Genomic DNA, 7,577 nt, shown 5'->3' on the forward strand with positions numbered 1-7,577 from the left:
CGCGGGATGGAGCAGCCCGGTAGCTCGTCAGGCTCATAACCTGAAGGTCGTAGGTTCAAATCCTACTCCCGCAACCAGCGTCAGATAGTCCAAAACACCACGGTCAGACTGCAATTGATCAAATGAATCAATCGTTTAACATCTGCGCCCTGTCAGGTGAATAACCGTAAGGTCAAAGACACAAATCCTAAGCGCAAAAACAGGGATGAAAACAATATATCATGCATTTCGCTTGGTATTTTGCCTTCGGCTATCACAACAGGAAGCACTGAGGACGCAAATACTTTGTTATGCGCGTCTGCGTGGTCCCAGCTAAAGGTTCTGAACAAAATCGGATTGATACTTGAATCTCTGTTGCAGTCCGCGACCAAAACGGGGAGCAACAGAATTCCTAAGAAATCTCTTCCCCAAAGATGAGAAACAAGCCAATATCTCGATCTGAAAAGTCGACGTAAGCGGTGTGAAAACCGTTAACTTTTGGGGCAGGTCGAAAGTAGCATGGCAAACTTCAACATCTCTGGCGGCGTTGGTACTACGTTCACCGATACTTCTCCTGGTGGCGGTTTTGTTATTGATTTCGACTCTCTCGACAACAGCTTTAGCCTGCAGATCAATGGTGTGGATTTGTTTGTTGGTGGACCCGCAGGGGCGCCGAATGAGCTGCAATTCCAACGACAAGTCAATGGTACCGAGGGTCAAACTGTTCGCTTTGCTGACGGGGACAGGTACGAAATCGATACACCAGCTGTTTGGCAGCTTGGAAACACCAACGGTGAACCAGTTGTTCGTTTGGTCGTTGAGCCGGACGGAACAATCCAGCTCTTTGGCGTGAAGGCAGATAACGGCGCGCTTGTACCGCTGGAATTTTTCAACGGAATGACGGTAAATTCCGCCGCAATTGCAGACGCTTGGAACGATACCGGATCGAACACCATTACCATCGACCAGTCCGTGACCGGCCCCACAAATGCAGACGGCGAGTTTGTGGACGTTTTGTGCTTTGCGGCCGGAACACTGATCGAAACACAGGAAGGGCCAGTTCCGATAGAGGATCTGCGGGGAGGCGATCAAGTTCTCACCCAGGATCACGGATTTAAACCGGTTCGTTGGGTCGGATCGCGTAAACTGAGCCGTGAAGAGCTTGAAGCTCAGCCACGGCTTCGGCCTATCCTAATCCGAGTGAATGCCTTGGGTGATGGGTATCCAAAGCAGGACCTAATTGTGTCCCAGCAGCACCGCATTTTGGTGTCATCAGCTGTCGCCATGCGCATGTTTGAATGTCAGGATGTTCTGATACCGGCAAAAAAGCTGCTGCCTTTGGATGGCATCGACTTTCTGCCCGACACCGCGGGTAGCGTCGAATACTTTCACATACTGTTCGATCGGCATGAGATCATCTGGTCCAACGGGGCGCTGACGGAAAGCTTGTTTACCGGCCCTGAGGCACTCAGGACTGTATCTCCAGAAGCCCGACAAGAAATCAAAGACTTGTTTCCCGAATGTTGCGATCCGCAGTTCGAGGCGATTTCCGCACGCTACATTCCCAAAAAGGGCAAGCATATGCGTAAGTTGGTGGAACGGCACCAGGTGAACAACAAGCCACTTTATAGCTGATCATCTGTCTCAGACCTGTTTACGTCACTTTTGAGATTTGAGAGCGCTGCCGAAGGATCGCTTGATCACCGCTTGGGCGGTACAATCCATTTCATCCCATCCGGCTTTTGGACGCGATTGAAAATTTCTGCTAATTTGTCCTCAAAGTGCAATGTGGGTTCGAGTTGCCGCGCCGCTTTTGCCGATACGAACGAAGTTCCCACTGCATTTGTGAACCAGAGCTGAACTACGGTTGTATGCTAATTGGATAGGCTTGCGGTCAGAACTGCTTTCAGCTGAACAAACTCCGGTGATAGAGCAGCCGGAAATCAAAAAGTTTAAGAAAACTATAACTAAACTTTTGATTTAAAACATAATTTTGACTTTTCCCGCTCACAGGGAACGCACCACGCGGTTTTATCTCTGATCCGGTCCGCAACTGGAATCGGAGGCTTCGAAATGCTGGAAAAAAGGAATCTTTTTCGCCCTCAGCGCGCGTCGGCCAGAGCGTATTGCAAACCTAAGCACCGCGGAATCAAAGCTATAGTGGCGGCACTGTTTGCGGGAGTACTGACCTCGGTGACTTCTGTCCCTTCGCCCACGTTAGCTGACAGGCTGATGGTTGTTGGCAGCGATCGAGGCGGGTATCTGCATGACCGTTTGATCGAAATCGAAAATCTGCAGAAAAACGGCATTCAAGTCGAAATTCGGGGACGTGTCTGCTTTTCAACCTGCACGATGTTTCTGGGTCTTCCCGGAACCTGTGTGAACCCTGACACGACATTTGGATTCCATGGACCTTCGCGCAGTGGCCGGCGGCTTGCCCCAAAAGACTTTGACTATTTCAGTCACATCATGGCCGCGTATTATCCCGAGCCGCTTAAGACGTGGTTCATGGAAAAAGGGCGTAACCGGATCAACGGCGTTTTCAGGATAAAAGGCACAGAGATCATCAGAATGGGAATTCCTGCCTGCCGGACAGCCTGAATGAAGCTTGCTTAGACCGGCGCGCAAATGTTAGACGCCTTGGGTCTTGACCGCCGGCCCATGAATTCAATGATAGCCGGTCGCTGCAGCCACTCAGGAGGCACCCTTAACGTGCTGTCATCACTGATTCAACGTTTCGGGCGACGCGCGGTCTTTCCTGCTCCTGTGCCGGACACGCCGACCTGTGTCATTGGTGATGTGCACGGCTGCATAAGGCAGTTGCAGAAACTGTTGCCTCAGATTCCTCGGGATCATCGGATCATCCTTGTCGGAGATTATATCGATCGCGGCGAAAACAGTGCTGACGTTCTACGTCTGATCCAAGACCGCCCGGATTTCATCTGTCTGAAGGGAAACCACGAAGACATGATGTTGAATTTCCTGTGTGACCCTGAGGAATATGGCCCGCGCTGGCTGCGCTATGGTGGCCTGCAGACGCTGGCCTCATTTGATGTCCGGAACGTGCGCGCCGAGATGACCGCTGCTGAACTGGTCGCCTGCCGAGACAATCTTTTGGCGGAGATGGGACCTGAGCTGGTCCAATGGATCGCGGAATTAAGGACCTTTGACTATTCCGGCAACGTCCTTGTGACGCATGCTGGTGCAAATCCGAGTACGCCCGCCGATCAGCAACCCGAAAAAACTTTGATGTGGGGCCATCCAGAATTTCGAACTACCGACAGGCGAGACGGTGTTTGGGTTGTTTATGGTCACACAATTGTCGATCAAGCCACAGCGCGGCGCGGACGGATTGCTGTGGATACCGGCGCCTTTGCCACCGGCGTACTGACTGCGGTCTGCCTGGACGGTGGTGAGCCTACATTCATAAGTGCCCGTCCTTAGCGCCGTTCACGCCGAACCAGGTTCGAAAGCACGCAAAATTCTCGATGGTACACAGCTTCGGAAACTCATCCACGCTAGCGGCACAGAACATCCTTTTTTTCGGCCAAACCAAGCCAAGCCTTGTCAGGTCATGACGGTTTCAATAGGAAAATTAGGAACCGCGTCAAATTATTGAGCATTTTATGTTGATCTGTCCTGTCCTTCTTTGCGGGGGCTCCGGTACGCGCCTCTGGCCCTTGTCTCGAAAGAGCTACCCGAAGCAATTCGTTCCATTGGTCGGAGAAGAGACCCTGTTTCAGGCATCTGCCCGCCGGTTGTCAGGGGCAAACGCGGAATTGGAGTTTGAACCGCCGGTGGTTCTGACCAACTCGGACTTTCGGTTCATCGTCGCGGAACAACTGCAGGCTATCGGAATTGACCCCGGCACGATCATGATTGAGCCTGAGGGCCGCAACACAGCGCCAGCGGTTCTTGCGGCGGCGGTGCATGCTTATGCCAAGAACGAGGCTGCTGTAATGCTGGTTGCCCCTTCCGATCACGTGGTTCCGGATGCAGCTGAATTTCAGGCCGCCGTTGCACGGGGTTTGGAGGCGGTTGCGCAGGGCAAACTGGTGACTTTTGGCATCACCCCGACACATGCGGAAACAGCGTACGGATACCTTGAACTGGCCGCTGGTTCGGGCGGTGACGGTGCGCCTCTTCCGTTGAAGAAATTTGTCGAAAAGCCAGACCTCGCCCGTGCGACCGAAATGCTGGAGGCCGGGAATTACAAATGGAACGCAGGGATTTTCCTGTTCCGGGCGGCGGACATCATCGCAGCCTTCCAGGCGCATGCCCCCGATATGATTGAGCCGGTCAAGGCAGCGGTGGAAAAAGCAAAGCAGGATCTGGGGTTCCTGCGTCTCGACCCTGAAAGCTGGGCGCAGGCCGAAGACATTTCGATCGATTATGCCGTGATGGAAAAGGCAACGAACTTGTCGGTTGTGCCCTTCGGCGCCGCATGGTCGGACTTGGGCGGCTGGGACGCCGTATGGCGCGAAAGCGGCCCGGACGCGCAAGGTGTGGTGACCAGTGGGGGGGCAACGGCGATTGATTGCCAGAACACCCTTTTGCGGTCGGACAGCGAACAGCTGGAAATCGTGGGTATCGGGCTGGATAACATCATCGCTGTGGCGATGAATGATGCGGTTCTGGTTGCCGATGCATCGCGGGCGCAAGATGTCAAAAAAGCGGTTAGCGCGCTAAAGGAAAAAGGCGCGCCGCAGGCGACGGCGTTCCCGAAGGATCACCGCCCGTGGGGATGGTTCGAAAGCCTGGTGGTCGGAGAGCGTTTTCAGGTCAAGCGCATCTATGTGCACCCTGGTGCATCGTTGAGCCTGCAAAGCCATTTCCATCGTTCCGAACATTGGATTGTTGTTGAGGGAACGGCCCGCGTGACAATCGATGATCGTGAGCAATTGGTGACCGAGAACCAATCTGTCTATATCCCTCTTGGGGCAATGCACCGGATGGAAAACCCGGGAACGGTCCCGATGGTCCTGATCGAGGTGCAAACCGGCACGTATTTGGGCGAGGATGATATCGTGCGTTACGAAGATAAATACGCGCGCGGGCAGGGGGCCAAGGGCTGAACTGTGCACCGGGTTCTGTGTGACATTGGTTTGAAAACGCGCGGCAGGGATTTCAGCCTTGCAAACCTAACTTATAAAGCAAAGCTGATTGTCGGTTTTTGATCCTGTCAAACCGATCAATAAGGTCATTGCCCAGAAGTGCAGAACAAGTGAAACCCGTTTAGTCCGCGCCAAACAAGTCTCGGGTGAACACCTTGTCCGCGACATCTTCAAGTTCGGGGCTATTCCGGTTGGCAACGATCAAGTCGGCTTCGGACTTAAAGGTTTCGAGATCCTGCACGACACGAGAGCGGAAAAACTCATCTTCCTCCAACGTTGGTTCATAAACGATGACCTCCACGCCTTTGGCTTTCAGCCGCTTCATGATGCCTTGAATGGAAGACTGACGGAAATTGTCGCTGCCGGCTTTCATGACCAGCCGGTGGATACCAACGACGCGTGGGCCTTTCATCAGGATTCGATCTGACAAAAAATCCTTGCGCGTCCGGTTCGCGTCCACGATGGCACGAATAAGGTTTTGCGGAACATGGCTGTAATTGGCCAAAAGCTGTTTGGTATCTTTTGGCAGGCAATACCCCCCATACCCGAAGGACGGATTGTTGTAGTGATCGCCAATTCGGGGATCCAGCGAGACCCCCTCGATGATCTGGCGTGTGTTCATACCGCCAGCCATGGCATAGCTGTCCAGTTCGTTGAAAAAGGCAACTCGCATGGCGAGGTAGGTGTTGGAAAACAGCTTGATCGCTTCGGCTTCATCCGGGTCGGTGAACAGGACGTCCACGTCTTTGGTCAGGGCACCCTCAAGCAAAAGCTCGGCAAATACCCGCGCCCGGTCCGAACGTTCGCCAACGATTACGCGGGACGGGTGCAGGTTGTCATAAAGCGCGCGCCCTTCACGCAGGAACTCCGGCGAGAAGATGAAGTTGTCGCTGCCCAGGTCAGAGCGCAGCGACTGAATAAACCCCACCGGAATCGTCGATTTGATGATGACGGTGGCCTTGGGGTTAATCGCATTCACCTGCCGGGCGACAGATTCGACACTGGATGTATCGAAGTAGTTGGATTTGGCATCATAATTTGTAGGGGTTGCAACAACGACGAATTCGGCATCTTCGAAGGAAGGTTCCGTAGTTGCCCTGAGCGACAGCGTTCGGTTGGCAAGAAAGTCTTCAAGCTCAGCATCGACGATGGGGCATTGGCCGGAATTGACCATTTGGACCCGCTCTTCAGAAATGTCGATTGCCGTGACATCGTGGTTTTGTGCCATTAGCACCGCGTTGGACAATCCCACATATCCAAGACCTACAACTGCAATCTTCATACCTTTGCCCTCATATTCGCAAGCCGGTGACTACTTCACCTGCTGTATTGCTTGCCGATTGTAAATGCGCATGTGTGCCTCTTACGCCCCCATTCCGAATTTTCGTTAGCATCTGACCTGCTTGAGGCAGGCCTGCGCCAAATGCGGGCTAACGCGCAAGCCAGACCGTTTTTGAGGCACCTAAAACCTGCTCAATCCCAACTATTTTTTTGATGTAGAAATGGGAAAAAGTCCCTCAAAACAGCAAATTAACGGCATTGTAAAAAATCTGAGAAATTTTCAGGAATTCAGCATTCTCAGGTTGAAGCTTGTGTGATAACGGTCAGACAACACTTGATTTAGGAGATTCAGGATGATCAGAGCGTCTCTTCTTGCGCTAGCCCTTTCAGCGACGGCCGTTCATGCACAAGATGCGAGTGCGGCGCAAGCTACCGCCGGAGGCGGTGCAAGCTCTGGTGGTGCGGCGGCGGGAGGCGCGGCTGCGGCAGGTGTCACAGGTTTTGTACCGTTGGTTGCCCCAGCTTTGGGCGCGGTTGCGGCAGCAGCTGGTATCGCTGCAGCAGCTGGCGGCGGGTCAACAAACAGCACCACAAGCACGACGGGCACCAACTAAGGCCCTTATCCCCAGCTTAAATGAAGACAGCGCGCCTTTAGGGCGCGCTGTTTCTTTTCAGAGTGTCGCCCGCACCTTAAATTTTCATAATTTTTGTCGCTTAGCTGCCACACGAATAACTGTTGTGCGTCACGCTGCGGGCATTGATCTGGCCTGGCACAAGGCCGGCCAGACGCTGATTGTCCGTGTGGAACCAGCTTAAGGTTGGGCACTTTGGAGACCTTGCACAGCGCAGAGATTACTTTGTCTCGGATCAGTTGCCCGGACAACGAGACAGATATTGGTTCCGGGTCGGCTTGAGCCCCAAGTAGGGACCGGATGCACTGCTTGATTTCAGCAACTGCAGAAACCGGGCGAAGCGCGATGTGGAATTCGGCCGTGTCCCCGGCCAGACCACAAAAAACGCTTTGCAGGTCAACCACGCTGGCCTTTTCCATCTCTAGCAAGATCACAACCGTGGACTTGTACAATGGGACAGCGGAAACAAACGCGTAGTACACGCCAACCAGAATGACCTCGTCCGGATTACATTGAGCATGCGCGTATGTACTTGTTGCAGGTGCCTGGATACCAGGAACGTCACGACGTT

6 protein-coding genes and 1 tRNA gene are annotated in these 7,577 nt (G+C 53.4%); 6 read left to right on the plus strand and 1 reads right to left on the minus strand.

The annotated features are described in order from the left end of the window. From AC2FJE_RS23265 to AC2FJE_RS23285, 5 genes are all read left to right on the plus strand, one after another. Window positions 1–77, plus strand: a tRNA-Met gene (locus tag AC2FJE_RS23265). 421 nt (window positions 78–498) lie between these two features. Then, window positions 499–1,614 carry a Hint domain-containing protein gene (locus AC2FJE_RS23270; RefSeq protein WP_496761522.1) on the plus strand — a complete coding sequence of 372 codons (1,116 nt, stop codon included), beginning with the start codon at window positions 499–501 and terminating at the stop codon, window positions 1,612–1,614. Between the two features lie 525 nt (window positions 1,615–2,139). Further along, window positions 2,140–2,580 (plus strand): hypothetical protein, encoded by a 441-nt coding sequence (locus tag AC2FJE_RS23275; RefSeq protein WP_496758724.1) that lies wholly within the window; start codon window positions 2,140–2,142, stop codon window positions 2,578–2,580. Between the two features lie 111 nt (window positions 2,581–2,691). Next, on the plus strand, window positions 2,692–3,423 hold the full coding sequence (locus AC2FJE_RS23280; RefSeq protein ID WP_496707768.1) for a metallophosphoesterase family protein: 732 nt from the start codon (window positions 2,692–2,694) through the stop codon (window positions 3,421–3,423). 182 nt (window positions 3,424–3,605) lie between these two features. Further along, complete coding sequence (locus AC2FJE_RS23285; protein ID WP_496700146.1) at window positions 3,606–5,054, plus strand: mannose-1-phosphate guanylyltransferase/mannose-6-phosphate isomerase; 1,449 nt, start codon at window positions 3,606–3,608, stop codon at window positions 5,052–5,054. 160 nt (window positions 5,055–5,214) lie between these two features. Here AC2FJE_RS23285 and AC2FJE_RS23290 read toward each other — a convergent pair whose 3' ends face one another. Next, window positions 5,215–6,375 (minus strand): nucleotide sugar dehydrogenase, encoded by a 1,161-nt coding sequence (locus AC2FJE_RS23290; protein ID WP_496758722.1) that lies wholly within the window; start codon window positions 6,373–6,375, stop codon window positions 5,215–5,217. A 352-nt stretch (window positions 6,376–6,727) separates the two neighbouring features. On the opposite strand from AC2FJE_RS23290, the gene AC2FJE_RS23295 reads away from it, so the two are divergent. After that, window positions 6,728–6,988: a hypothetical protein gene (locus AC2FJE_RS23295; RefSeq protein ID WP_496758718.1), complete on the plus strand. Its 261-nt coding sequence runs from the start codon at window positions 6,728–6,730 to the stop codon at window positions 6,986–6,988. Window positions 6,989–7,577: the final 589 nt, after the last annotated feature.

The sequence above is a fragment of the Ruegeria sp. CDSC002 genome (assembly GCF_059610905.1).

Excerpts from the sequence above, each read along its gene's own strand:
- AC2FJE_RS23270 (WP_496761522.1), top strand. The coding sequence starts at position 499 with ATGGCAAACTTCAACATCTCTGGCGGCGTTGGTACTACGTTCACCGAT.
- AC2FJE_RS23285 (WP_496700146.1), top strand. The coding sequence starts at position 3,606 with ATGTTGATCTGTCCTGTCCTTCTTTGCGGGGGCTCCGGTACGCGCCTC.
- AC2FJE_RS23290 (WP_496758722.1), bottom strand. The coding sequence starts at position 6,375 with ATGAAGATTGCAGTTGTAGGTCTTGGATATGTGGGATTGTCCAACGCG.
- AC2FJE_RS23295 (WP_496758718.1), top strand. The coding sequence starts at position 6,728 with ATGATCAGAGCGTCTCTTCTTGCGCTAGCCCTTTCAGCGACGGCCGTT.